The 25,129-nt window shown below is 52.9% G+C and carries 20 protein-coding genes; 12 read left to right on the plus strand and 8 right to left on the minus strand.

What is annotated here, in order from left to right; all coding sequences use genetic code 11:
* Window positions 1-161: 161 nt before the first annotated feature.
* Genes KDM89_RS07230 through KDM89_RS07240 form a run of 3 tightly spaced genes read left to right on the plus strand, consistent with a single transcriptional unit; the run spans window position 162 to window position 5,356 of the window.
* On the plus strand, window positions 162-3,302 hold the full coding sequence (locus KDM89_RS07230) for an outer membrane lipoprotein-sorting protein (protein WP_212687278.1): 3,141 nt from the start codon (window positions 162-164) through the stop codon (window positions 3,300-3,302).
* Window positions 3,302-4,675, plus strand: coding sequence for a hypothetical protein (locus KDM89_RS07235; RefSeq protein ID WP_212687279.1), 1,374 nt, complete (start codon window positions 3,302-3,304; stop codon window positions 4,673-4,675). The genes KDM89_RS07230 and KDM89_RS07235 overlap by 1 nt, the downstream gene beginning before the upstream one ends.
* A gap of 6 nt (window positions 4,676-4,681) precedes the next feature.
* Window positions 4,682-5,356 (plus strand): 4'-phosphopantetheinyl transferase family protein, encoded by a 675-nt coding sequence (locus KDM89_RS07240; RefSeq protein ID WP_212687280.1) that lies wholly within the window; start codon window positions 4,682-4,684, stop codon window positions 5,354-5,356.
* Between the two features lie 274 nt (window positions 5,357-5,630).
* Here the strand turns inward: KDM89_RS07240 and hslO are convergent, their stop codons facing one another.
* Window positions 5,631-6,557, minus strand: a complete 927-nt coding sequence (hslO, locus tag KDM89_RS07245; RefSeq protein ID WP_212687281.1) for an Hsp33 family molecular chaperone HslO — start codon at window positions 6,555-6,557, stop codon at window positions 5,631-5,633.
* A 96-nt stretch (window positions 6,558-6,653) separates the two neighbouring features.
* On the minus strand, window positions 6,654-7,178 hold the full coding sequence (locus KDM89_RS07250) for a gamma carbonic anhydrase family protein (protein WP_189355242.1): 525 nt from the start codon (window positions 7,176-7,178) through the stop codon (window positions 6,654-6,656).
* Between the two features lie 141 nt (window positions 7,179-7,319).
* Between KDM89_RS07250 and KDM89_RS07255 the strand changes: the two genes are divergently transcribed.
* Window positions 7,320-8,126: a ferritin-like domain-containing protein gene (locus KDM89_RS07255; protein ID WP_212687282.1), complete on the plus strand. Its 807-nt coding sequence runs from the start codon at window positions 7,320-7,322 to the stop codon at window positions 8,124-8,126.
* Window positions 8,127-8,216: 90 nt separating this feature from the next.
* On the opposite strand, the gene KDM89_RS07260 is transcribed toward KDM89_RS07255, so the two are convergent.
* Window positions 8,217-8,837 (minus strand): GIN domain-containing protein, encoded by a 621-nt coding sequence (locus KDM89_RS07260; protein WP_212687283.1) that lies wholly within the window; start codon window positions 8,835-8,837, stop codon window positions 8,217-8,219.
* 225 nt (window positions 8,838-9,062) lie between these two features.
* Complete coding sequence (locus tag KDM89_RS07265; protein WP_212687284.1) at window positions 9,063-9,611, minus strand: GNAT family N-acetyltransferase; 549 nt, start codon at window positions 9,609-9,611, stop codon at window positions 9,063-9,065.
* Between the two features lie 199 nt (window positions 9,612-9,810).
* Here KDM89_RS07265 and KDM89_RS07270 point away from each other — a divergent pair, with 199 nt between their 5' ends.
* The 7 genes from KDM89_RS07270 (at window position 9,811) to KDM89_RS07300 (ending at window position 18,701) form a co-directional block, all read left to right on the plus strand.
* Entirely contained in the window at window positions 9,811-10,473 is a 663-nt protein-coding gene (locus tag KDM89_RS07270; RefSeq protein ID WP_212687285.1) for a flagella assembly protein FlgT middle domain-containing protein, read from the plus strand.
* Window positions 10,474-10,893: 420 nt separating this feature from the next.
* A complete protein-coding gene (locus KDM89_RS07275) occupies window positions 10,894-11,790 on the plus strand; it encodes an alpha/beta fold hydrolase (RefSeq protein WP_212687286.1) in 897 nt (298 codons plus the stop codon).
* A gap of 132 nt (window positions 11,791-11,922) precedes the next feature.
* Window positions 11,923-12,984, plus strand: coding sequence for a patatin-like phospholipase family protein (locus KDM89_RS07280; RefSeq protein ID WP_212687287.1), 1,062 nt, complete (start codon window positions 11,923-11,925; stop codon window positions 12,982-12,984).
* Between the two features lie 75 nt (window positions 12,985-13,059).
* The gene (locus KDM89_RS07285; RefSeq protein ID WP_212687288.1) at window positions 13,060-14,298 is read left to right on the plus strand and encodes a cystathionine gamma-synthase family protein; all 1,239 of its coding nucleotides are present in this window, start codon (window positions 13,060-13,062) and stop codon (window positions 14,296-14,298) included.
* A gap of 25 nt (window positions 14,299-14,323) precedes the next feature.
* Window positions 14,324-16,822, plus strand: coding sequence for an ABC transporter permease (locus KDM89_RS07290; RefSeq protein WP_230427727.1), 2,499 nt, complete (start codon window positions 14,324-14,326; stop codon window positions 16,820-16,822).
* A gap of 32 nt (window positions 16,823-16,854) precedes the next feature.
* Window positions 16,855-17,277 (plus strand): group II truncated hemoglobin, encoded by a 423-nt coding sequence (locus tag KDM89_RS07295; protein WP_212687289.1) that lies wholly within the window; start codon window positions 16,855-16,857, stop codon window positions 17,275-17,277.
* Window positions 17,277-18,701, plus strand: a complete 1,425-nt coding sequence (locus KDM89_RS07300) for a DNA recombination protein RmuC (protein ID WP_212687290.1) — start codon at window positions 17,277-17,279, stop codon at window positions 18,699-18,701. The genes KDM89_RS07295 and KDM89_RS07300 overlap by 1 nt, the downstream gene beginning before the upstream one ends.
* Window positions 18,702-18,754: 53 nt before the next feature.
* On the opposite strand, the gene KDM89_RS07305 is transcribed toward KDM89_RS07300, so the two are convergent.
* The 4 genes from KDM89_RS07305 to KDM89_RS07320 all read right to left on the minus strand — a co-directional run bounded on the left by KDM89_RS07305 (window position 18,755) and on the right by KDM89_RS07320 (window position 24,190).
* The gene (locus tag KDM89_RS07305; protein ID WP_212687291.1) at window positions 18,755-20,803 is read right to left on the minus strand and encodes a tetratricopeptide repeat-containing diguanylate cyclase; all 2,049 of its coding nucleotides are present in this window, start codon (window positions 20,801-20,803) and stop codon (window positions 18,755-18,757) included.
* A 126-nt stretch (window positions 20,804-20,929) separates the two neighbouring features.
* A complete protein-coding gene (locus KDM89_RS07310) occupies window positions 20,930-22,558 on the minus strand; it encodes a sensor domain-containing diguanylate cyclase (protein WP_212687292.1) in 1,629 nt (542 codons plus the stop codon).
* On the minus strand, window positions 22,559-22,996 hold the full coding sequence (locus KDM89_RS07315) for a hypothetical protein (RefSeq protein WP_212687293.1): 438 nt from the start codon (window positions 22,994-22,996) through the stop codon (window positions 22,559-22,561).
* A gap of 6 nt (window positions 22,997-23,002) precedes the next feature.
* Window positions 23,003-24,190, minus strand: a complete 1,188-nt coding sequence (locus KDM89_RS07320; protein WP_212687294.1) for a porin family protein — start codon at window positions 24,188-24,190, stop codon at window positions 23,003-23,005.
* Between the two features lie 423 nt (window positions 24,191-24,613).
* Between KDM89_RS07320 and KDM89_RS07325 the strand changes: the two genes are divergently transcribed.
* The gene (locus tag KDM89_RS07325; protein WP_212687295.1) at window positions 24,614-25,093 is read left to right on the plus strand and encodes an FKBP-type peptidyl-prolyl cis-trans isomerase; all 480 of its coding nucleotides are present in this window, start codon (window positions 24,614-24,616) and stop codon (window positions 25,091-25,093) included.
* Window positions 25,094-25,129: the final 36 nt, after the last annotated feature.

Below are 25,129 nucleotides of genomic sequence, written 5' to 3' on the forward strand. Positions count from 1 at the left end.
TTGCAGTTCGTCTATCCGGTTCCGGAATCCCCTGTTTATACTTCCGTTGCCAGTAAATGACTTTAGGGTCATTTACTGGAATTGTCTGATTTGCCGGTTATAAGCACCGGCCAGAAAGACTCAATTATTCAATATCAACGAATTTCTTCAAAAAGGAAATCATGACACGCTACGCTCAATGGCTGTTGCGATACCGCATTGCGGTGATCGCTGTCACGCTGGTGGTGACCGGGGTGCTGGGATTTTTCGGTGCCGGACTCAAAGTCATTATTGACCCGGCAACCCTTGCACCGCAGGGACACCCGTACATTCAGGCAACCAATCATGTCGATAAGGTCTTCGGTTCAAAATATCTGATGCTGATTGGTATTTCTGCACGCGAGGGTGATGTGTTTCAGCCCGCTGTGCTGGAAAGTGTGGAGCGCATCACGCGAAAACTGGAAACACTGGAAGGTGTGAATAAAAGTACCTTGCTGAGTCTGGCAGCACGTCCGGCAAAAGCAATTCGCGGCGTGGATGACGGACTGGAAGTGAAACCTCTGCTGGAAAAAACCAGACTGAGCCCGGACGAAATTGCACAAATGAAAGCGGCGCTGGCTGCGAATCCGGTGTATCAGCAAACGGTTGTTTCTGCTGACTATAAAACGGCTGCCATTATGGTGGAGCTGAAAGAGCGTTCTGACGGCTTTCAGAAAATGGTCGAACCCGTCAAAGCAGTTGTTGAAGCAGAGGCCGGTAAAGATGTTGTCGTGACCTTCGGCGGCAATCCTGTCTATCTGGACCAAACGGAAAAATTTGCTGAACGCATTAATATTCTGTTCCCGATTGCGCTGCTTGTGATCGGCTTACTGCATTTTGAAGCATTTCGTACCAAGCAGGGCTTGATTCTTCCGCTGGTAACTGCGCTGATGGCAGTGATGTGGGCAACCGGCATGATGGGTATGTCCGGTCAGCAAATGGATATTTTTAACTCGCCGACACCGATTTTGATTCTCGCAATTGCTGCCGGTCACGCGGTGCAGCTGTTAAAACGTTATTACGAAGAGTACGAACTGTTACGCAAGATCGAGAATATGTCGCCGGTGGCGGCAAACCGCGAGGCGGTGATTCGGTCGCTGGCAGGTGTCGGGCCGGTCATGATGATCGCTGGTGGCGTCGCTGCACTCGGGTTTTTCTCATTGCTGGTGTTTGAGATTGAATCGATTCGTGCATTCGGTATCTTCACCGGCAGCGGCGTATTGAGTGCAGTGGTACTTGAAATGACCTTCATTCCGGCCGTGCGCTCTATGCTGAAACCACCGAGTGACGCCGACCGCGCAACCGAGAAAAAACTGCGTATCTGGGACCGCATCCCGCGCTGGATTGCAGAGCAGGTGATTTCACCGGCGCGCCGTAACATCGTGTTCGCCAGCCTCGCAGCGTTGCTGGTGGTATTTGGTGTTGGCATGAATAAAGTGGTGGTCGATAACGCGACCAAAAACTTCTTCGCAGAAGATCTGACGGTGCAAAAAGATGATGATTTCCTCAATCGTCAGCTTGGTGGTACCAACAGCCTGTACATCATGGTCGAGGGAAAATCTGAAGATACACTGAAAGATCCGGCCGTACTGAAGGCGATTGAAAGCACACAACGCTATGCGGAAAGTCAGGAGTACGTTGGTAAAACCCTGTCCATCGTGGACTATCTGAAGCGCATGAACCGGGCGATGCATGCTGATCAGGCACAGTTTGATCAGTTGCCGGAATCGCGCGAACTGATTTCTCAGTATTTGCTGCTGTATTCGATTTCGGGTGAACCGGGTGATTTTGACTCTGTAGTCGATACCCAGTACAAAGCCGGTAAGATCACGATTCTGCTGAAAACGGGTTCTAATGCTTATATTAAGCAATTAGTTAACAATCTGCAGGCTCATACGCAGAAAGCCTTCGGTCCTGATATTAAAGTCAGTTTCGGTGGCGATGTGGCACAGACCATTGCACTGACCGATACCATGGTTAAAGGCAAAATTCTGAATATCGTACAGATTGCGCTGGCTATTTTCGTTGTGTCCGCACTGGCATTCCGTTCATTCACTGCCGGTTTCATCGTTCTGTTGCCACTGGTGATGGCTGTGGCCGCGGTGTTCGGTGTGATGGGGATGTTCGGTATTCCGCTGAATATTCCTAACTCACTGATTTCAGCGATGGCCGTAGGTATCGGTGCTGATTATGCGATTTATCTGCTGTACCGCATGCGTGAGCAAGTTGCATCAGGACAGGATGATGCAACCGCCACCCGTGAAACACTGGCAACAGCCGGAAAAGCAGCGTTGTTTGTGGCAACCGCAGTGGCTGGTGGTTACGGTGTGCTGGCACTGTCGTTCGGTTATAACGTACATAAATGGTTGTCGCTGTTTATCGTACTGGCGATGGTGGTCAGTGCCTGGGCTTCGCTGACACTGGTGCCGGGTACGCTGCTGATGATGAAACCGCGCTTTATTTTTGAATCGCATCGTCAGCGTCCGTGGTGGCAATTGCTGATTGCGCTGGGTCTGGGATCGGCTTTGTTGCTGTCCGTCGCCAGAATGGCACATGCAGAAACACTGACGCCGGCAGAAATCATGCGTAAAAATCTGGCGGCAACCAAGGTCAGAGATTCTGTGGCGGAGGCAACTTTTACCCTGACAGCGAAAGACGGTTCCACCCGTGTTCGCAAAACCACCGGCTACACTCGCTTGCAGGCAAACGGCAATGACAATATGCGTCTGGTGCGTTTCAATGCACCGGCCGACATCAAAGGCACTGCCAGCCTGCTGATTGAACGCAGCGGTGCAGACGATGATATGTGGATTTATCTGCCAGCACTGGGCAAAGTTCGCCGCTTATCTGCATCCAATAAAAAAGATGCTTTCGTCGGAACCGATTTCAGCTATGCAGACGTGATCGGCTACAAAGTCGATGAGTGGAAGCATAAGCTCCTGCGCGAAGAAAATGTCGACGGTGTCGCGCATTACGTGATTGAGTCCTTGCCTGAAACTGCGCAAATTACCAGCCAGACCGGATATTCGCGCCGTATCAGCTGGGTACGCAAAGATAATTTCGTGGCCAGCAAGGGCGAAGCGTATGACGCAGGCGGACAATTACTGAAAAAATTTATTCAGAGTGAGATCCGTGCCGCAGGCAGTAACGGTAAGTGGCAAGCGATGCTGTCGGAAGCGGAAAACGTCCAGACTGGTCACAAAACCAGCATTCGTCTGCAGGAATTTAAAGCAGATCAGAATGTGGCGGAATCGCTGTTCACTGCACGTGAGCTGGAGAAGTGATGCCATTCCCGCACACTTCTATGGCGGGTATGCTGGCAGCGGCGCTGATGTCGCTGCCAGCACTCCCTGTGCAAGCAGCAGATATAGCAGATACAAGCGGTTCAGACGATTCAGCACGGCTTGCGGTCTCAGCGAAGTCCGCAAAATCTTCAGAATTTCCGGAATCATTTATATCCCGTGTTTCGCTGGATCATCAGCATTCGCTGCGCACAGAGTTCTGGAGCGGCGATCGCTTGCTCAGTGATCAGGGCAGTCTGCTGCAGGCGTCGCTCTGGAGTCAGCTGAAGGTTGATGCCGGTGATGCGGGTCAGATTCTTGCGAAAGGCTGGCTCCGTCAGCAATCTTCGCAGCACGTTTCTGTGCCTGCACCGGCACATGGTGCGCTGCGCGAGCTGTACTGGCGGTATCAGGCAGGTGATATGCAACTGCGTCTGGGCCGTCAGTTGCTGGCATGGGGGCGCGCTGATGGTGTGAATCCCACCGATAACCTGAGTCCGCGTGATTTCCGCTTGCTGACACCGGAAGACAGCGATCAGCGTACCGGTAGCAATGCGTTGCAACTGATCTTCAACAGCAGTGCAGGTCAGTTCAGTCTGACGGCGATGCCAGCGCTCAACAGTCATCGTCTGCCACTGCCGCAAGTAACGGGTATTCAACTGGTACAAGCGGAAGCTGAACACCAGCGTGCGCTTGCGCTGAAATGGGATTACAGCGGCGAAGGGCTGGATGCATCGCTGTCCGTCATGCGCGGGCCGGATCTGATGCCGGGGCTGAACCGGGTCAGTATGACGGCGCAAGGATTGCAATTGCTGCTGCGTCCGGCGCAGGCGACGGTGTTTGGCGCTGATCTGAGTGCAACGGCTGGTGGTCTGATCTGGCGCGCTGAAGCGGCGTACAGCCGCTATACAGACAGCGTCAGTGCGGACAGTGTGGCGATGTTGCAGCCAAAGCGCGATCAGTGGATGCTGGTGGCGGGGCCGGAAGCTGAGCTTGGCGGCAGTACCACGCTGGGTGTGCAATTGCTGATGCAGCATGTCAGGGACTGGCGCGATCCGGCAGACTTGCCTGATACGCTGTTGCAGAGACTGGCAATGCAGCAGGCTGCATTCCAGAACCAGACCCGCGCATCGCAGACCGGATTCACCTGGCGCCTGGCTACCCGCAAGCTGAACGACAGTTTGCTGGCGGAAGTCAGCGGTGTGATGCTGGCACCGCAGCGTGCCGGTTTGTGGCGCGCCAAAGTGGATTACGCACTCGATGACCGCTGGCATTTGCAAGGTGGTGCGGAGCGTTATTTCGGGCCGCGCAGCCATTTTTTCGGTCAGCTTAAAGATAATCAGCTGTTCTATCTACAACTGCGTGCAGGATTCTGATTCTGCATGGAGGCAGTGCATGTCTATTGCTGGCGTGCAGTCCGGCCCGCCTTACTGGCCGGACTGTCGTTTGATCCGCATGAGCAACAGCGGCGCAGCCGATTGCGGTTTGCTACCTTAACAGAGCGTTTCGATCACGCCCATGCAGGCTTGCGGATTGCACTGGGCGATGCTCTGAACTGTGATCCGGCCAGTCTGCAATTTCAGTATTCCGCGCTGGGGAAACCAGCCTTACTGCATCCTTCCGGTATGCATTTCAGTCTCAGCCATGCGGGGCAGTACTGCATGCTGGCGGTTGGCGCATGTCCGCTGGGACTTGATCTGGAAGTGCATCAGGCCGGCGCTGCGGCCCTACAGCAATTGATTCCGTTTGTGATGCAGCCCGCAGAACAGCAACGGCTGGCAAATCTGAGCGAAGCCGGACAGATCAGCATGTTTTACCGGCACTGGGTTGCCAAAGAAGCGCTGATGAAACATGCGGGACTCGGGCTGCAATTGCCGCCGCAGGCGATTTTTATCCGTGATGATTTTTGCGCGGTGGAAGTTGCTCCGGCCTGGGAATATCAACTGGGTACGGACTGGTATTTGCAGGAGTTGAAGACTTTCCACGGCTATTCCGCCGCCTTATGTACGCCACATCCGGTCAGGGTGGTGTCAGCGTTTGCGGATGGCTTGTTATAGGCGAGCTACTCAGGCGACGTTGCGCTGATCGCAAAAACGGCTTGCGAGCACGGAAATTGCGCTAAATGCGGATTTCAGCATGGCAATCCGGCGGTCGTCGGCAGAAAGTCCGGCTCTCCGAAAAGTGTAAATGACGATTTCTGCATGGTCTGCGGTATTTTCGTGAGCTGAACTGACAGCAAAAAGGGCTGCCATTGCTGGCAGCCCTTCGTGTTGGTGAGACTGAATAATGCCCGAACGGATATTTCAGAACGTCAGCGCATCAGTCCATTCATCAGTGACGTGTGGCAGCGTCAGTTGCAGTCGCTTCCGGTGCTGCTGCAGGCAGGAATAATTGCGCGCAGTCCACAGCATCAAATTGCTGTTTCTGGCCGCAGAAATCGCATTTCACTTCGATACTGCCCATGTCTGCCAGCGCGGCTTCCACTTCCTGTGCGCCCAGCATTTTCAGCATGTTGCCGACTTTTTCGCGGCTGCAGGTGCAGTGGAAAGAAGGGTGCAGCGGGTCGAAGACGCGCAGGGTTTCTTCCCAGAACAGGCGGTGCATCAGCGTCTGAATATCATGCTCCAGCATTTCTTCACGACGCAATGTGTCGCCCAGCATCGCAGCGTGATTCCATGCCTGCTGTTCATCTTCTACCTGCGCCTGTGTGCCGCCGTGGCGCGGCAGTTTTTGCAGCAGCAAGCCGCGTGCTACCTGATGATCAGCCGCCAGCCACAGCTTGGTATCCAGCTGTTCTGAACGCAGCATATAGTTTTCCAGAATCGTCGCGATATCGTCGCCGTCCAGCGGCACAATGCCCTGATACGCTTGCTGGCCCGGCACTTTGTCCGCCGGATCAAGCGTGATGACGCAGCGGCCATTGCCGCCTGAGTGCACCAGATCATGCAGCGTGGCATCATCGGCAATCGGCGCATCTTCACGCAGTTTGGCAGTACCGCGCAGGCGCAGCTGGGAATCACATTCGACGACCAGCAGTTTGACCGGGCCGTCGCCATGTACTTGCAGAATCATGGAGCCGTTAAACTTCAGATTGGCTGATAACAGCGCAGCCGCTGCCATCATTTCACCCAGCAGATTGCGTACCGGCGCCGGATATTGCTGATGTTCCTGAATCTGTTGCCAGGACGCCTGCAATTCCACGAATTCACCACGCACACCGGCGTGTTCAAACATAAATTTTTGTAATGTATCGCTCATAATCTCTTCTTGCTAAAAATTGCCGTTTGCATGCTGCAGAACGACAAAACCCGGTTCATACAGCCGGAACCGGGTTGGTAACGCTGAGGCACAGGCTTAATCTATGCGTTTCAGTTCAGTTTTATACAGCTGACCACGCTCTGCGTAATTGGCGGTATTGCGCTGCATACCGGCCAGATCAGCTTCGGTCAGGGTACGTACAGCTTTGGCTGGGGCACCGATGATCAGTGAATTGTCCGGAAATTCTTTGCCTTCAGTGACCAGCGCACCGGCACCGACCAGACAGTTTTTGCCGATTTTTGCGCCATTCAGAATCACTGCCTGAATGCCAATCAGCGAACCTTCGCCGATGGTGCAGCCGTGCAGCATAGCCTGATGGCCGATGGTGACATTCGGCCCGACGGTCAGTGGATAACCCGGATCGGTATGCAATACGCAGGATTCCTGTACGTTGGAATTTTCACCGATATGAATTAACTCATTGTCACCACGGATCGTCACGTCAAACCAGATACTGGCGCGTGCATCAATCTGCACTTTGCCTATCAGTTTGGCGGTATCGGTGATGTACGCAGTGTCATCAATTTGCGGGATATGCGGACCCAACTGGTAGATTGGCATAGGAATTTCCGTAAAATAGCGGGTTTTGCGTCGCGTCTCACCAGACCGGTGTGGCGCACTGAACGGGGCAATGCTGCGAAAGACCGGTATTTTACATCTGCCGCCACTTTACTGCCCGCCAAAATCGTTTTTCTACGCCGAATGACAAATTATCTACCCGAAACACCTGCCGAGTTACGTGCAGCAGCGCTGCAAGGTTTGCTGATCCGTGATGCCGATGACAAATCCCGTTTTGTGCTGAATCTGCCGGAAGCGCTGCCCTGTGATCCTGCGCAGCAATTTGCCTGCCCTGAAGGTATTCCCGGTCGCCCGGATAAGCCGGAACTGATAGCGCCGGGAAAAGTAGGGCGGCGTGCGATGCATACGCCGGAAGGCCGCGCTGTGCTGCTGCATGCGCTCGCGCATATCGAAATGAATGCGATCAATCTGGCGCTCGATATCATCTGGCGTTTTCCACAGATGCCTTTACCGTTTTATACCGACTGGATGAAAGTCGCACGCGAAGAAGCCAAGCACTTTAGTATGCTGAATGCACACTTGCGCGACCTCGGATTCCCGTATGGCAGTTTCCCTGCGCACAACAGCTTGTGGGAAATGGCAGAAAAAACCAGAGCCGATCTGACCGCACGTCTGGCACTGGTGCCGCGCACGATGGAAGCGCGCGGGCTGGATGTGACGCCGGGTCTGAGGCAAAAGCTGATACAGGCGGGGGATATTCGGGCCGGTGAGATCATGCAAACGATTTACGAAGAGGAAATCGGGCATGTAGAGATTGGCAACCGCTGGTACAACTATCAGTGTCAGAAAGAAGGGCATGACCCGCTGGCTTACTATCCGGTGTTGTCTGAACGGTATAAAGCACCGCGTTTGCGCGGGCCGTTTAATCTGGAGGGACGGCGTCAGGCCGGATTTACCGAGTCAGAATTAGTCTGGCTGCAGGGACAATAAAAAATCCCCGGGAGGAAGCAATTCCCGGGGAGTAAGCGTCCGAAACCTGGAGAGAAGGACGCACAGAGAGACTACCGGTATTCGGGGTGATCAGTCACCGGCGCGGATGCTGCCGATGCCGTCTGCTGTTTTGCTGATATTTTTTGGTTTGCCGTAGTACGTCAGCGAACCGATGCCGTGTACAGATGCATTCAGCTGGTTTTTCGCATGGACATCGACCGAGCCTACGCCATCCAGTGTGGCGGAAACCTGTTCTGCCACCAGTTGTTTTGCATCGACCATGCCAACGCCTTTGGCATTCAGACGCAGATTAGTGGATTTGCCGCTGGCCACCAGTTTGCCTACGCCTTCATATTCAATTTCAAATTCTTTGTTGTTCAGATTCGAGATCGTGGTGGCGCCAACGCCTTCCACTTTGACGCGGTTCAGCGCCGGTACGGTGATGATGATCTGATCGTCGCTGTTGACGGTATTGTTCTTGTGTTCTTTATTCACGATGCGCAACTCGTCGCCAACGACTTCGGTGCTGATACGATCTGCAAACTGGCTGCTGCCTTTGACCACCACAGAAGGATTTTTGCCGACCTCCACTACCATATTGAACGCACCTTTTGCTTTGATGGTTGTGAAATTGGTGACGGTGCGGACAGATTCCGCCGCAAATGCAGCCTGAGAAATCAGCAAACTGGCGAGAACGAGTGCAATGCGCATATTAAATCTCCTGTTAGTAAGTTTCACGCTGTGAAGCAGCGCTGTTGTCCTGATTGGTTGAGTGGATTATGTTTTGTCTGTCGGGTAAGAACCAGCGGATTGCGACAGACTGACAATTCCGCGGGTTGAATTGAGATTTTTCACTGTCAGCCGGAGAAATGCGTCATTGACACATGACGATACCGGCATCAGCTTGCTGGTTTTTGTTTCAGATGCTGCCTCTGATTATTCAGCAGGCGAGTCCGGTGCTTCGAAATCCGGATGCAGGCGTTCAAACAGCAGTAAATCGTGCCACTGGTCGTGACGTAACACGGCGGAACGGGCGTGCCCGTACTGACGGAAACCACTTTTACGCATCACACCAACCGAAGGCAGATTGTCGATGATAATTTTGGATTCGATACGGTGCAGCCCGAATTCCTTAAAGGCTTTTTCCGTCACCAGCCGCACAGCGGCACTGGCGAGTCCGCGTCCGCCGAATGCCTCACCGAACCGGTAGCCGATTTCCCCTTTTTTGTAATACTGGCGTTCGATATTCCGTATCGTCAGGCGTCCGGCCAGCGCACCGTCAAACCACGCCAGCAAATGGTATTCGCGGCCAGCCTGCCACTGCCATTGCGCATCTTTTAAACTGTTTTCAACGATTGCCAGATGGTAGTAAGCATCGCCACGGGTAGCGATCCAGCGTTCAAAGTGGGCGCGGTTTTCGCTCTCAAATGCCAGCACCGCAGCGGCATCTTCCGCACGGGCTGGTGTCAGCATCAGTTCAGGCATAGAAAAAGTGTCTTACAGGTAAGATTTGGCATTGTATGGCAGATAACGGCACAGGCTGTGAACAGATGCTGTGTTTTTTCGCAGAAATGTGGATTCGGGGCGACAAGATCGGACTGCATCGGAAAACCGTTACAGAACGCGGGTTTCCTGCCGTAAAGAAGACAATACTGAAAAGACTTTTGCCCTGAAAGGAAGCACCATGCGCATGTACCATGTTCGCCGGATGACGCTGCCACGGCTGGCCCTGAACGCCGCACTGGCGCTGGTAATGAGTGCAGCACTTGCGGGCTTAGCACCAGCCAGTGCCGGCGTTCAGGTGCAATCGGTCACGCCGGTGCGTGAGGCCAGTAAGGCCATCCTGATGACCGGTTTTATCGTTAATAAACCCGCCCAGAGTGCCGATCTGGACGATATTGCGCAGGGCTTTCCGCGCGAACTGGCGCGCCGTCTGGAGCAAAGTCAGCAATTTTCTTTGCGCATCACGCCGGATTTTTTATCCACCGAATGGCCTGCAAAAACACCGACACCGGCTTTGCTGGCACAAGTCGCCAAAGCCTGGGGTGTGCGTTATGTGATTGCCGGAGAAGTGCGTAATACCGGCGTGCGGCAGACATCCTTACTGTTTGGTTTATGGACTAAGCATCACCGCGCCATTGAAGTGGACGTTGATGTTTATGATACGCAGGACGGGCAACTGATTGCCCGTCACCGTCTGGCGGCAGAAGCCGATGGTGAAGGGCAGGTCGGTAAGCAGCAAGTGTTCGGCGGACAGGGTTTTGCTGCCAGTCCTTACGGCAAAGTTGTGCTGGATGTGGCAGATCAGGCAGCGCAAACCATATTGCAATCGCTGGCGGGGCGCTGAGTTAGCTGAGTTAGCTGGGTCAGCAGTATCGTACTGATGGCTGGAATGCTTGATCTGAGCGTGCGGCAGAGCGTTCACAGGCGCCGAAAATGGCCAAAAACAGGCTCAAATGCAGATTCCGGCATACCAGTCTGGCGGTCGTCGGCAGAAAGTCTGGCTGTCCCAAAATGCCTGATGACGAGTTCTGCATGATCTGATTACGGGTTTGACGGGTGCTGACCTGTTATTTGTGCAGATGGTCAGAGTTTCAGACCCGGAAAATCTTGTAGCAAGATGAGCGTACGGTTTGCCGGTGTGCGGCTTGCACCGTCTTTCCGGCCGGAAAGTGCAGGGCGTAAAAAATGGCTATAATAAGCGAACGTTCGTTTTATTTTTTGCTGGCCACAGCCATTTCATCGTCATCTACAGGAAAGCTTTCGCATGTCTATCGCTACAGAACATCAGCCATCCCGTTCCGAATTTCTCGACATCCGGGGTATCCCTTATCACCTGCGTCACTGGGGGCAGGAGGGGGCGCCTAAGCTGTTCATGATGCATGGCTGGATGGATGTATCGGCGTCGTTTCAGTTTGTGGTCGATCATTTGCAGCATGACTGGCATGTGATTGCCGCCGACTGGCGTGGATTCGGTCTGACCAAAGCACCGGCAACCGACTGTTACTGGTTCCCGGATTATCTGGCTGATCTGGATGCGATACTGCAGCACTACAGCCCCGATGAACCGGTGAATCTGCTCGGTCACAGCATGGGCGCGAATGTGGTCACCATGTATGCCGGATCTCGTCCGGAACGGGTGCGCAAGCTGATCGATCTGGAAGGCTTCGGCTTACCTTCCACCACACCGGAACAGGCGCCGAAACGCTATCGCCGCTGGATGGATGAAATCCGTACCCCGATGGGCATGAAAACCTATGCCACGCAGCAGGAAGTCGCGCAGCGTCTGCAGAAAACCAATCCGCGCCTCAGCGATGATAAGGCTGCATTTCTGGCGCAGCACTGGGCCGAGCAGGGCGCAGACGGGCAATGGGCGATTCTGGGTGATCCGGCGCACAAGCGCGTGAGTCCGATTCTGTTTCATACCGACGAAATGCTGGCTTGCTGGCAGGCTGTGACTGCACCGGTGATGTGGGCGGAGGCAGAGGACACCAATGTCTGGGAATGGATGGGCGCAAAAGAGCAGGCCAGACCGGAAATCGAGCGTCGTCTCAGCGCGTTCAACAATCTGGAAAAACATTTCCTGACCGATGCCGGACATATGCTGCATCACGATCAGCCCGCATTGCTGGCATCGCTGATTGAAGCTTTTTTGCTGCGCTGATCCGGTAAAAAGGAATAAAAGGGATAAACCGTTGTTTTCGGGTTTGCGTCAGATTCAGCTTTGCCGCGTCTGCGCAGCGGTATCAGGTAATCCGTGCCAGAATGCCGGTCTTTTGTGAAATATGCGGCGGGTATGACAAGTTCTCTGGAGCAGGCGGGGCCAAAGCCTTATCAGCGTTGTCTGGTGATGTGCGGCGGCGGTTTTCGGTTTGGTTACTATCTCGGTATCTATGCAGCGATGGAGCAGCACGGGCGCAAGCCGGATTTGCTGCTGGCGACCTGTGGCGCGGCGATTGCCGCCACCGTGATTGCCGGTCTGGACAATGACAGTCAGCGCCGCGACTGGCTGGATTCCGAAGCCATGTTCGCCTTCTGGCAAAGTCTGCGCTGGAATCCGCGTCAGTCTATGGTTTCGGTATCAAAATCCTTACTGAAACGCTGGGCCACGCCACCACAATACAAACGTCTGCCCGATCTGCATCAGGATTTTCTGTTTTCGGTGCCGGGCGAATTGCCGTTGCCGTCATTACCGGCGCATCCGGCCAGCGATGTTGCCGTCATCGCCGGCAAAATTCTGTATCCGCGACAATCCGCAGGCAAATGGCACAGTGCGCCGTGGTTCGAAGAAACTATCCTGACTAACAGCCCGCATCTGCTGCGTTTACACGGTTTGCGCTCGCCGGTCAGCGCACCGTTTCTGCGTCATTCGCGGGTTGCCCCGCATCTGAACGTGATCCGCACCGATGATATGGCTGACGCAGCCCGCGCTTCGGTATCGGATATGTTTTATTTTCCATGCCATCAGTCACCGCACGGCGATTTTCTCGGCGGCGTCACCGATTTGTTTCCGGTTGAAATTGCAAAGGCACTGGCACCGGAAATCTGGATGGAGCGCAAAGCGGAATACGATTGCTTTAAAAGCTTGCCAGCAGTGCGAAGAGTGCTTGGCTTTGATGGTAATCAGCGCTTGCGCAAAGTCATGCAAAGCGATGCCGCTGCGTGGATTGACACCAGCGATATGGAAACTGCGCTGGTCGAGCACCAGATACGGATGCGTGCAGACTGGAAGCAAAACCGGATTCATTTAAGCCTGCCCGCAGATTACGCCAGTTTCCGCACCATGAATCGTCTTCAGTGGGAGTACGGTTACCAGCGCGGCTTGCAGGCGATTGCTGCATTAAAGGCGCCGGTTTGATGTCGTGAAGCTGCGCAGTGTACAGGCTTCTGCGTTACACTCGCAGTTTCCGTACAACCACTGACGTATTAGCTTATGACTTCCGCAAACAAAGGCTTTACCACTACGATTCTGCATCACGACCGCCAGAAAGAAATTGAACACGGTTCAGTACATAAACCAGTGCATACGGCTGTGATGTACGGTTATAAAAATGCGCGTGAACTGGCGGATGTGTTTCAGGGCAAAGCCAGCGGTTATCGTTATGGCCGTCAGGGCAATCCTACGGTCAGTGCACTGGAAGAAAAACTGACGTCGATGGAAGCGGGAGCTGGTTCGATTTGCTTCTCAACCGGCATGGCCGCAATCGGTGCCGTGTTTCAGGCTTTACTGCGTCAGGGCGATCACATCGTTTCATCTTCTTTCCTGTTCGGTAACACTAACAGCGTCTGGCAGACCGTTGCAACGCAGGGTGTACAGGTATCGATGGTAGATGCCACGGATGTTGAGCATGTGCGCGCCGCACTGAAACCGGAAACCCGCATGGTGTTCGTCGAAACCATCGCTAATCCGCGTACCCAGATTGCCGATCTGAAAAGCATCGGTGCATTGTGTGCTGAACGCGGCATTCTGTTTGTGGTGGATAACACCATGACCTCGCCTTATCTGTTCCGTCCGGCAGCCGTTGGTGCCGGTCTGGTTGTGAATTCGCTGACGAAGTCGATCGCCGGACATGGCAATGTGCTGGGCGGTGCAATCACTGATACCGGTTTGTTTAACTGGGCTGCATTTCCGAACATCGCGGACAACTTCCGCAAACAGCCAGCGGCAATGCAGGGTTTATCGCAGATTCGCGCCAAAGCACTGCGTGATTTCGGTGCCAGCCTGTCGCCGGAAGCCGCACACCAGATTGCAATTGGTGCGGAAACACTGGCTTTGCGTATGGAACGTGCCTGCCATAATGCCAAAACCATTGCCGAAGCGCTGGCAGCCGATGAGCGCGTTGCAGTTGTGCATTATCCCGGGCTTGCATCGCATCCTCAGCATGCGCTGGCAACGGATCTGTTCCGTCATTACGGCGGCCTGTTCAGTTTTGAACTGAAGCCGGAAATTGATTGCTTTGACTATCTGAATCGTATGCAACTGGCGATCAATGCGACCCATCTCGGTGATACCCGCACGCTTGTGATTCCGGTTGCGCACACCATCTTCTTCGAAATGGGGGCAGCACGCCGCGCTGAAATGGGCATTGCTGATTCACTGATCCGCGTGTCGGTTGGTATTGAAGATACGGCAGATATTCTCAATGATTTTATGCAGGCCTTATCCGCCTGATTCGCTGTAAAGACAGGAGCAGGGCATGATTGTATCGCTGGCCGGACGGATGACACTGCGCGACTGGCGCGCAGGTGAGCTGAACTTTTTGCTGATTGCACTGATGATTGCCGTAGCGTCGCTGGCATCTGTCGGTTTTCTCAGCGATCGTATGCGCGCCGGACTGGAGCAGAATGCGCACCAGTTACTCGCATCGGATTTACTGGTCAGTGCGGATCAGCCTCTTGCTCCTGAGTGGAAAGAAAAAGTTGCGTCCGGCAGTTTGCAAACGGCTGAAACGGCGGTGTTTCCGAGTATGGCCTTCAGTACGGATCAGGCACAGCCAGCTGCCAGACTGGTATCGCTGAAAGCTGTATCCGCCAGTTATCCTTTACGCGGCAGTCTGAAAATCCGTGATGAAAAAAAACAGTTGCAGACAGCCGGTGCGCCGCCTGCAGGTTCGGTCTGGGTCGATCAGAGTTTGTTGTATGCACTGAATCTGCAAATCGGCCAGCCACTGCGCCTGGGTGAGCAAACGCTGCGCATTTCTGCCGTTATCGAAAATGAACCCGACCGCGGTGCCGGATTTATGAATTTTGCGCCGCGCGCCATGATCGCGATAAGTGATTTGGCGGCAACAGGGCTGATACAGGATGGTTCGCGCGTGACTTACCGTTTGCTGGTGGCGGGCGATCAAAAAGCAGTGGCGAACTTGCAGCAGCAATGGCAAGTCATGCTGGATAAAGGGAAGTATCGCGGGATTCGTATGGAAAGCTGGGAAAACGGCAGACCGGAGATGCGAACGACCCTCGATCGCGCAGAACAATTTTTGTCGCTGGTCAGTTTGCTCGCCTCTTTGCTGGCTGCGCTGGCAATCGCCATGGCAGCCAATCGCTATATGCAAAGACATCTGGATGCGGTAGCAATGCTGCGTTGTCTGGGATTAACGCAGACACAGGCTACTACCGTATTTGCACTCGAATTTCTGGCGCTGGCCATTGCAGGCAGCGTAGCCGGGGTAGCGCTCGGATACGCCGGACATCTGGTATTAATCCGCTGGCTGGGCGATTTGCTGACCACCGATTTGCCGCCTGCCAGTACACTGACTGCCCTGAAGGGCTTGCTGACGGGTGTCGTATTACTGGCCGGATTCGCGATGCCGCAAGTACTGCGCTTACGCAAAGTGCCGCATACCCATGTGATCCGTCGCCAGTTGGACAGCGGTAAGCAGTGGTTATGGGGGGCGTACGCTACAGGCTTGCTGGCAATGCTTGGTTTGATGGTCTGGCATACCGGACAGATCAAAATGAGCTTACTGCTGGCGGCTGGGTTTGTTGTCGCTGGCGGTATTTTTGCACTGGCAGCGCGTTTGTTGCTGGTTGCACTGGGATTGTTACGGCACCGCTTGCCATTCCAGAGCTGGCGCTTTGCTGTCAATAATTTACTGCGCCGGCGCATGGTGACCGTTGTGCAAATGGTGTCGTTGTCGCTGGGTTTAACAGCATTACTGCTGCTGACCGTTGTGCGTCAGGATTTGCTGGCGGCATGGCGGCAGGCATCACCACCGGATGCACCGAATCATTTTGTGCTGAATGTCCAGCCTGAACAGAAATCAGAAATTGCTGGCCGTCTGGCTGAGTTTCAGCAGGCACCGATGTATCCGATGATACGCGGACGGCTGACGGCAGTGAACGGAAAAACAGTCAGCGTGGACGATTATGCGGCGGATCAGGCAAAACGTCTGGTGGACCGCGAATTTAATCTCTCGACCAGTAATACCCTACCAGCAGCTAATCAGCTGACTGCCGGAAACTGGTTTGCGCAAGGGGAAAAGTCTTCAGCCTCGCTGGAAGAGGGACTTGCAAAAACACTGGGACTGAAGCTGAACGACAAATTGCAGTTTGATGTGGCAGGCGAGAAATTCGAGGTAAAGATCACCAGTCTGCGCAAAGTCGACTGGGCATCCATGCGCGTGAATTTTTTCGTATTGCTGACGCCGGATGTCGCTGAATCACTGCCACAAAGCTGGATTTCGGCTTTTCATGTAAAGCCTGAGCAAATGCAGCGTGTCAGCCAGCTGAGCAGCGATTTTCCGAATCTGACGGTCGTGGACAGCGGTGCGATGGTCAGACGGGTGCAGGATGTGCTGAATCAGGTGATTGCAGCCGTGGAATTTTTTTTCCTGTTTGCGCTGTTGTCCGGCATGCTGGTGCTCTACGCAGCGCTGGCCGGTTCGCTCGATGTGCGGCAGCAGGAATCTGCGTTATTGCGTGCGCTTGGCGCAACCAAAAAGCAATTGCAGCGTGCGCAATGGCTGGAGTTCAGTTTGCTGGGCATGATGGCGGGTATTCTGGCTGCACTGACAGCCAGCGCAATTGGCTGGATGCTCGCGACTGTCTTTTTCGAATTTGAATGGCATTTCAGCCTGCTGCCGTGGGCGGTGGGTATGCTGGCCGGCGTAAGCTGTTCTTTACTGGCTGCCGGTTTGGGCTTACAGCGCATTCTGACGCGCCCGCCGGTTGCCAGTCTGCGCGAAGCAAGTTAATTATTTATTAAGCGGTAACAGAGGTAAACAGAGTGACTGAACAGGTAACAGAACAAGCGGCAGACGCGCCGGAGCAGACATTGTATGAGCGTATCGGCGGTGAAACCGTTGTGCGCGAACTGGTGGACAGGTTTTATGACCTGATGGAACTGGAACCTGAGTTTGCAGGGATTCGCGAGATGCATCCGACACCGATGGATAGCTCACGCGACAAATTGTTCTGGTTTCTCAGTGGCTGGATGGGCGGTCCGGATTTGTACATCAGCCGGTTTGGTCATCCGCGTCTGCGCGCGCGCCACTTGCCTTACGCAATTGGTGTCAGCGAGCGTGATCAGTGGCTGCGTTGTATGGCATGGGCAATGCAGGATGTCGGACTCAGTCAGGAAATGCAGGAACATCTGATGATGTCGTTTTACCAGACCGCAGACTGGATGCGGAATCAGGCGGGGCGCTGATGGCGGGCGCAGAGTGGTTGCTTGCAGGGCTGATCGTCGCAGTGTTGCTGATCCAGATCTGGCAACTCAGAAGGAATACGTCGGTAACAGATGCGGCTATGAATCCGCAACTGCAGCAGGCTTTACAGCAATTGCATGCGCAGATGGTGGCGGAGCATGAGCGTACTGTCAGGGCGCTTGGCGACCAGATTCAGCAGCAGGCATCGGCCGGCAGGCAGGAAGCCGCGGCGGGCCAGACACGTTTGCAGCAATTACTGATTGCGCAACAGCAGCAACATCATTTATCGGCGAAAGCCCAGCTCGACAGTTTTTCGCAGCAGCTGGAATTGTTCCGGCAAACGCAGACTCAACTGAGCCAGCAATTACGCGAAGAACAGAGCGCTGCACTGCGTCAGCTGTCGGACTCGCTACAGCAATCGGTGCTGGCACTGAGTGAAGGCAATGCCAGCCGCTTGCAGGAAATACGCCAGACGCTGGAGCAAAAAATCAGCCAGCTTCAGCAGGACAATACCCAGAAGCTGGATGAAATGCGTAAGACCGTTGATGAAAAACTGCATGCAACACTGGAGCAGCGCCTCGGAGAGTCGTTCCGGCTGGTTTCAGACCGGCTCGAAAAAGTCCATCAGGGGCTGGGCGAAATGCAGCAGCTGGCAACCGGCGTCGGCGATCTGAAAAAGGTGCTGACCAATGTGAAAACACGCGGCACCTGGGGCGAAGTTCAGCTGGAAATGATTCTGGAGCAAATGCTGACACCCGCACAGTTTGCGAAGAATGTGGAAATACGGCGTGGCAGCGGTGAGCGGGTCGAGTTTGCAATTCGCCTGCCGGGACGGAGTGATGATGCAGAGCCGGTATGGTTGCCCATCGATGCGAAATTCCCGAAAGAACAATACGAACGTTTGCAGGATGCAGCGGACAGAGCCGATCCTGATGCTGTGAATGCTGCAGGGCGTGAGCTTGAGCGTGCCATCAGGAACGAAGCGAAAACCATTTCTGAAAAATATATCTCTCCGCCGTTATCGACCGATTTTGCGATTTTGTTTTTACCGACCGAAGGCTTGTACGCAGAAGTGATGCGGCGACCCGGTCTGGCGGATGAAATACAGCGCCTTTCCCGCGTTACGATTGCCGGCCCATCCACGCTTTCTGCGTTGCTGAACAGCTTGCAAATGGGCTTCCGTACGCTGACGCTGGAGAAGCGTTCATCAGAAGTCTGGGAAGTTCTGGGGGCAGTCAAAACCGAATTTACCAAGTTCGGTGACGTACTGGCAGCGACGAGAACGGCTTTGGAAAAAGCTGCGCGTAATATCGATAAGGCAGAAGTCAGAACCCGCCAGATGAGTCGTAAGCTGAAACAGGTCGAAGCACTGCCGGAAGCGCAGACACAGAGTCTGCTGGAAACAACGGGAGACGATTCTGTCTGAATTTATGTTGTGTCAGACAGTCAATTGCGTCTGATTCGTTAGCGGGGGGCGCGTCATTTAGGGCCGGTGGTTTCCATCAGGATGACTTCGCCGGCACCTTCTGCCAGACTCAGATCCTGCAAAATCTGTTGCATATCCAGTTTTTGCTGTTGCAGTAAATGAACGCCGACAGCACGGTTACGTCCGCGGGATTTTGCCAGATACAAAGCTGAATCGGCGAGTATCAATGACTGATCGATGTCAGCGTTGCTGTGATCTGCCCACTGTAAGGGCATCAGTGCGTATCCGATGGAAACGCTCAGGGTAATTTGCTGACCTTCAAAGACCAGCGGAAATGGCTTGAAATCCTGCATCAAGCGGGAAATCTGGTTAATCAGACCTTCCTGATTCGGGGCGTCAGTAAAAATCACAAATTCTTCGCCGCCCCAGCGAACCAGTAGGTCAGATTCGCGGATATTCCGTTTCAGACGGTTGGCAATATCGATCAGTGCAGCGTCACCGGCCGCATGCCCGTAAGTGTCATTGACCTTTTTAAAAAAATCGGCGTCGATAATCATTATCGCAGCACACCGGCTACGCTGATGTTCCTGCAAAGCATGGGTCCACATCGGCGATTTTCTGTCCATCAGAAAACGCCGGTTATGCAATCCTGTCAGTGCGTCCAGATAGCGCTCACGATCCAGGTGCTGATTTTCCCGTTCCAGTAACTGATTTTTTCGGCGTGAAAACCAGATTACCTGAATTGCCGCCAGTAAAAACACACCGAGCAATCCGGCCAGCAGCCACCAGCGCTGAATACGTAACTGAGCCTCTTTTACCGCGACGCGGCTTTGCTGAGCTTGCTGACGCAGTTCCAGATTTTCTTTTTCGCGCTGTTCAGTTTTCAGTAACTCACGCAGTTCAGCTGCATCGTGTCCACGGCTGTTCAGATCGATTTCTGATCCGTAGGCGAGTTTTTTTTCCAGTGAAAGGTAAGCGCGTTTGAAATCGCCTGCAGCCGCAAGTGCTTCAGCACGTACGCCGTAATACTCTTTCAGGTCAACTAATTGCTTTTCTGATTCAAAATAGCGGATGCCTTCACGGAAATAGGTATCTGCCAGATCAGTTTGACCGAGCCGGACATGGACAATGCCAAGCGAGACTCTGGCGTAGGCTGCCAGACGTTCATCTTTCCGGCTATTTGCCCATTGCAACAGCTTTTCAGAAAGTGCTTTGGATTCCAGGAATTTACCTTCCTGATAGGCAATATCACTGAGGTTACTCCATACAACACCGGGGATATCAGCACGGGCCTGTTCGATCGCCATATCTTCTGCTTGCTGGTAGCACTTTTTTGCTTCCTTCAACTGGTGCAGCGCGGTCAGGATAAATCCCCGGTTCAGCATGTATTCCAGCTCGGATGCTGGCGCGTTACCAGACTGAGCAAGCCGGATTGCCTCGTTTATATGTGCGAGCGCATCTTCCTTATTGCCGAAATCGACTTCAATCAACGCGAGATCACGCAGAGCAGTACTCTGGCGTCGTGCATCATTATTGGATCTGGCGACATTTAAGGCGATCTTTGCAGCTTCCATTGCGTCACGTGCCCGGCCTTGCCTTGATGTCATTTCTACATACATGGTACTGATCCAGTACCTGAGTGTCGGTGCCTGAGTGGATTTAATGAAATGAAAAGCAGCAGCAACCAGACTATCGTATTTATTCCGTTCGTTATCGCCAAGTGCATACAGCTTACACAGCTCCATAGCCGCCAGCTTTACCTGACGCTGGCTGCCATCAGCGGCAAGCGCGTCAAGCTCGCTGAGAACACCAGCAATTTCCTTATTTTTGCGCATGCCGGACAGAAGACCGCAGCGATAGGCAAGGGCGGTTGATATTTCCGTGGGATTGGCTGTCTTTGCTTTTAAATCAGCCAGATGTTTCAGTGCAAGCTCTGGTTTGTCACCGTAACGATTCGCCAGTTGATCCATTTCAGTTTCGAATGGTGAAAACACTTCTATGCCGAGATGTTCGAGTTGGCGTGCCTGTGCAGTAAGCGGAGGAATCCATGAGAATGCCAGAGCAATGCAACAGAATTTTCTTAAATTCTCTGCGAGTCGCATTGGCAATCCTCCGGGGGAAAAGGAGTAATAATATATTTGATGTATTGTTCTTGTATACTACTGTGCGGCTTCAATTTCCAGGGGGACAGGATCAGCCTGATCACTGTCTTTAATATGCATCTTTCGTCATTTTGGAACGGATGCCACGGTTTTCAGAAACCGGATGTGGTACCCGTTTCGTCCGGATTGTTTGACGGCATACATCGCATCGTCCGCAGCATTCATCAATTCCTGAACGTCAAACCCTGTCTGATCTGCAAAGCAGATACCAATACTTGCTCCTATGCAGGCTTGACTTCCGTCTTCCAGCAGAACAGGTTCCGCAACCAGATTCAGGATTTTTTCGGCTACTTTCTGAGCGGTCATACTTTCTTTTACATCCCGGAGTAAAGCAACGAACTCATCTCCACCTAAACGTGCAGTGAAATCGGTTTTGCGCAGTACAGAACTGAGCAGGGTTGCAAAGTGACGCAGGACCTGATCCCCCGCATAATGTCCAAGCGTGTCATTCACTTGTTTGAAACGGTCAAGGTCAATCATCATGATGACAAATGACTGACCATTTCCGGCAAGATGTTCTTTATGCAGACGCTGAATTTCGCGCTCGAAACCCAGCCGGTTGTGTAAGCCGGTCAGGTGATCGGTGATCGCGAGGCGGTGAGCCTGTTCTTCCTGACGTTTTCGTTCCGTGACATCGTTAATCAGGCCTTGCAAAACACCTTCACTGGCGGAGTGGACAACGAGATGTATCCATTTTTTTTGTCCGCCACTATGTTCCGGTTCGATGCAGAAATCTTCTGCCATGGTCTGCTGTTGATGGATTGCCTGATAAATCATCAAATGCAGCCGCAGTTCCTGACCTTCGAGCAGACGTAACAAGGCGTCAGGAGCCTGAGAGAGTTGCTCCGGTAATCCAAGCATGCGCCGGAACGCAGGATTGGAGGCCAGCACTTCACCGGAATCATTTAACTGAAAAATGCCGGTTTCTGCTTTCTCAAAAATTGTCCGCAGTTTTAATTCACCTTTTTCGTGCTCTGTTTTCAGATCCCGCTCTTTACTGATCAGCGCAACGAGTTTGATAATTAATAAATTAATATCGTCAATGAGTGTTCCCAGCTCGTCCTGGCGATGGCGGGAAAGTGCCGGTAATTGCTGTCCCTGTTCTGCATTCAGTTTATGCAGGCCGCGTGAAATTTTCTGAATGGGTCTGATGACCTTCAACAGAATCATACTTCCGGCAACAACGGATAAAACAATCATTTCCAGTAACAGTAAGGCCGCAATAAATCCTGCATTCCGGTTGCTGTGGTTACGGATTTCGGGCTGACTCAGTTCGATAGTTGCCTGACACACAGGTTCGTGTAAATTAAACGGGGAATATATCGTCTTGTGAATCTGACCTGTGCCGGGCACCAGCCAGTCGGGTAATGCTGTGACAGTTGCATTACTTTTCCGGTTAAATTCTGCCAGAACAGCTTTGCTGTTACTGATACGGATAGTTTTAACTTCTCTGCGTTTCCCAATACCATCCACGACATCTTTTGCCAGATTTTTGTCTGACAAATAGCAGGCAATCTGCATCGTATCTTCTACCGTATCCAGTAAGCCTGCGGTATAGCTGACTGCGCGTTCCTGTTCAGCCTGCAAAAAATAAATATATGCCAGACCAGAAAACAGACTTCCCACCAGAAAACTGATGCCGAGTACCATCACTGTGGTGCGTGCAAGCAGACTGTTGGCGAAGATTTTTTTCATTCAGGGCGTGGCTTGGCTAAGGATATAAACGGGCTTCAACCGGCGATCCAGTTTTTTGCGCTCAATGTAGCCGATTGCACTTTTATTGTCAGCAATTAAGCGAATCAGCTCATCTGAATTTTCCGCTTGTATCGGCGGCATTCCCTGACCGGAAAAACGCAGGCGGGCCCAGTACGAGTTGACTTCTGCCAGTTCGCGTCCGATCAGTTGCTGATAGAACATCGCTTTTTCAGGATTAGCATTGGACAGGTCTACAGTAATTGCTAACGCGCCGTTCGGTAATTTACGGGTACGTCCCATAAACAAATCTACCACCTCGTCGCGACTCAGTTTTTCAATCCCGGAACCAGCACTGACGACCACGACGAGCTCAGCGCTGGCGGTCTGGAAAACCGTCAGTAAGCTTGCGAGCATCAGAAGCAGAAAGTAGCGGCGCATGGCTAATCAGAAAATGAAATTGTAAGTGGCACTTAGCAGCGTTGCATTTCTGTTCCAGTCCGGTTGTACCCGCCGGTGCAACAGGTTATTCCTGCTGCGCACGTAATCAATCTGAAACTTCAGATTTGATTGTGCGTTTAAGTCATAGCGAACTCCTGCAGTCAGTGATGTTTGCCACGCACGCTGATTCAGCATTTGGGTGTTCAGTGCATTTACACCTGTAACCAATTCTGGCGGTGCGCCCGGGTTGATCATCGCGGTTTCTGTTTCGGCGAGAGGGCGAATGGCGGAAACAACACCGTAGTGTGTCCATTTGCTCTTGCGGTAACTGACGCTGATAAATCCGGCTTTGTAATCCGGAATAAAGGTATTTCCCGTCAGCGTTGTTCCTATCATCGCTTCACTGAGCCATGGGCCACGCTCATAAGTTGCGCTGATTGCGCTGAAGCGGAATACTTTTCCGCGCATTTGTAATTTGTCTGCGACGGATGCTGCATTCTGAATCAGAAAGCTGATGCCGGGAGAACGTAACTGGTCAAGTGAACTTTGTAACGCCGGATTTTCATTTGCCATATGCAATTCTGCATACGATGCGCGGAATGACAATGGGTCGTGCCGGAATTCGATATGGCCGCCGTGCAGGCGTGAGTGATTCAGTAAAAAGAATGGGGTCGTTGGTGTGACTTCCACTTTTTCGTTGGTAATACCGGAATAAATTTTAAATCGCCACTCACCTGCGTTACTGCGATGACGGAATTGCAGATCAGCACCGTCAAAATGAGAAAAGATCAATGGTCCGAAAAATTCGACTGGCGGTCTTTGCCAGACATAGGAGTAGCCGATCAGACGAGAATCGGCGTTCGGATAGACATCAAAACCGACACGACCAGCGCGCATTGCCCAGTCGTCGCCTGCATACCGAATAAATGCCAGCGTCAGATCGGGCGTGATGCCGGCGTGATCTCTTTTGGCGACGACCTGTACTGCGCCACTGATAACACTGGACACAGACCGCATATCCAGTTGGAGACCAAGATTTGAATCGAGTCCGAAATCGATCTTGCGGCTGTACCCGACACCTTTAGTCTGCGACAAGTCTCGCAGCAGATCGACCTTGTCAGATGTGTTATATGCAGCACCAATCGTGCCAAATCCAGTCAGTTCAGCACCTGGTAACTCTTCGGCACTGACCACAAATGGTGCGGTAAGTGCAGAGAAAATCAGTGAGCTGCAAAGTCGCCGGAAGGGCTTACTTTTCCGGCTATCGCGACGTGCTCGTGGTATCGGAATCAAGGTTCGCATTGTTGGCGTATTGAAGGTGTCGGTATGGTTGCAGTATAGGCAGAAAGCTTGCTGCCGCTATAACAACTGAGGTTTTTTCAAGATTTTTGACTATCGGGTGTGGTTTTGACCTGACTGCTATTGAATTAAGCTGTTCGGCACCAATCTTTGTGGTGATTATTGCCTTTTATCGGGTAAGCTGAGACAGCATCCTCAGCAATCAGCCAGTCAGGATTTACAGGCTTTATCTGCTACAATACCGCCCCTTGTCCCGGTGGCACCAAATCATCTGCGCTGCCGGAAATCATTCTCCCGCTGTCAATTCAATTAAAAATCATGCAAATTCAACAAAACTCAGTTGTCACTCTGAACTACAAAATGTTTAACGCGGATGGTCAGCTGATCGATCAGAACGCAGCGCCGATCGTGTATTTGCATGGCGGCTATGACAATATCCTGCCAGCTGTGGAAGCTGCGCTGGAAAATAAAAAAGCCGGTGATCAGGTGGTCGTTGAACTGTCGCCGGAAGATGGCTTCGGTGAATACGATGCGGAATATATGCGTGAAGAAGAAGTCAGCGCATTCCCGCCGGATATCGAAATCGGTATGCAGTTTGAAACACTGGATGAAACCACTGGCGAACATCTGCTGTTCACCGTGCGTGCAATTGAAGACGGCAAAGTAACGCTGGATGGCAATCATCCGCTGGCGGGTATGCATATCCGCTTTGAAACGGAAGTACTGGAAGTACGCGCAGCGACCGACGAAGAAGTGTCGCATGGTCATGTGCATGGCGAAGGTGGTCATCACCACTGATGCCTGAACGGCGCCGGATCGGGACAGTTTGTCAGA

Source organism: Cognatundibacterium luofuense (genome assembly GCF_018139685.1).
GTDB classification, from domain to species: Bacteria; Pseudomonadota; Gammaproteobacteria; order Burkholderiales; family Burkholderiaceae_D; genus Undibacterium; species Undibacterium luofuense.

What these genes read in the sequence shown, in the direction of transcription:
- KDM89_RS07230 (WP_212687278.1), top strand. Translation starts at nt 162, where the DNA reads ATGACACGCTACGCTCAATGGCTGTTGCGATACCGCATTGCGGTGATC.
- KDM89_RS07235 (WP_212687279.1), top strand. Translation starts at nt 3,302, where the DNA reads ATGCCATTCCCGCACACTTCTATGGCGGGTATGCTGGCAGCGGCGCTG.
- KDM89_RS07240 (WP_212687280.1), top strand. Translation starts at nt 4,682, where the DNA reads ATGGAGGCAGTGCATGTCTATTGCTGGCGTGCAGTCCGGCCCGCCTTA.
- hslO (WP_212687281.1), bottom strand. Translation starts at nt 6,557, where the DNA reads ATGAGCGATACATTACAAAAATTTATGTTTGAACACGCCGGTGTGCGT.
- KDM89_RS07250 (WP_189355242.1), bottom strand. Translation starts at nt 7,178, where the DNA reads ATGCCAATCTACCAGTTGGGTCCGCATATCCCGCAAATTGATGACACT.
- KDM89_RS07255 (WP_212687282.1), top strand. Translation starts at nt 7,320, where the DNA reads ATGACAAATTATCTACCCGAAACACCTGCCGAGTTACGTGCAGCAGCG.
- KDM89_RS07260 (WP_212687283.1), bottom strand. Translation starts at nt 8,837, where the DNA reads ATGCGCATTGCACTCGTTCTCGCCAGTTTGCTGATTTCTCAGGCTGCA.
- KDM89_RS07265 (WP_212687284.1), bottom strand. Translation starts at nt 9,611, where the DNA reads ATGCCTGAACTGATGCTGACACCAGCCCGTGCGGAAGATGCCGCTGCG.
- KDM89_RS07270 (WP_212687285.1), top strand. Translation starts at nt 9,811, where the DNA reads ATGCGCATGTACCATGTTCGCCGGATGACGCTGCCACGGCTGGCCCTG.
- KDM89_RS07275 (WP_212687286.1), top strand. Translation starts at nt 10,894, where the DNA reads ATGTCTATCGCTACAGAACATCAGCCATCCCGTTCCGAATTTCTCGAC.
- KDM89_RS07280 (WP_212687287.1), top strand. Translation starts at nt 11,923, where the DNA reads ATGACAAGTTCTCTGGAGCAGGCGGGGCCAAAGCCTTATCAGCGTTGT.
- KDM89_RS07285 (WP_212687288.1), top strand. Translation starts at nt 13,060, where the DNA reads ATGACTTCCGCAAACAAAGGCTTTACCACTACGATTCTGCATCACGAC.
- KDM89_RS07290 (WP_230427727.1), top strand. Translation starts at nt 14,324, where the DNA reads ATGATTGTATCGCTGGCCGGACGGATGACACTGCGCGACTGGCGCGCA.
- KDM89_RS07300 (WP_212687290.1), top strand. Translation starts at nt 17,277, where the DNA reads ATGGCGGGCGCAGAGTGGTTGCTTGCAGGGCTGATCGTCGCAGTGTTG.
- KDM89_RS07305 (WP_212687291.1), bottom strand. Translation starts at nt 20,803, where the DNA reads ATGCGACTCGCAGAGAATTTAAGAAAATTCTGTTGCATTGCTCTGGCA.
- KDM89_RS07310 (WP_212687292.1), bottom strand. Translation starts at nt 22,558, where the DNA reads ATGAAAAAAATCTTCGCCAACAGTCTGCTTGCACGCACCACAGTGATG.
- KDM89_RS07315 (WP_212687293.1), bottom strand. Translation starts at nt 22,996, where the DNA reads ATGCGCCGCTACTTTCTGCTTCTGATGCTCGCAAGCTTACTGACGGTT.
- KDM89_RS07325 (WP_212687295.1), top strand. Translation starts at nt 24,614, where the DNA reads ATGCAAATTCAACAAAACTCAGTTGTCACTCTGAACTACAAAATGTTT.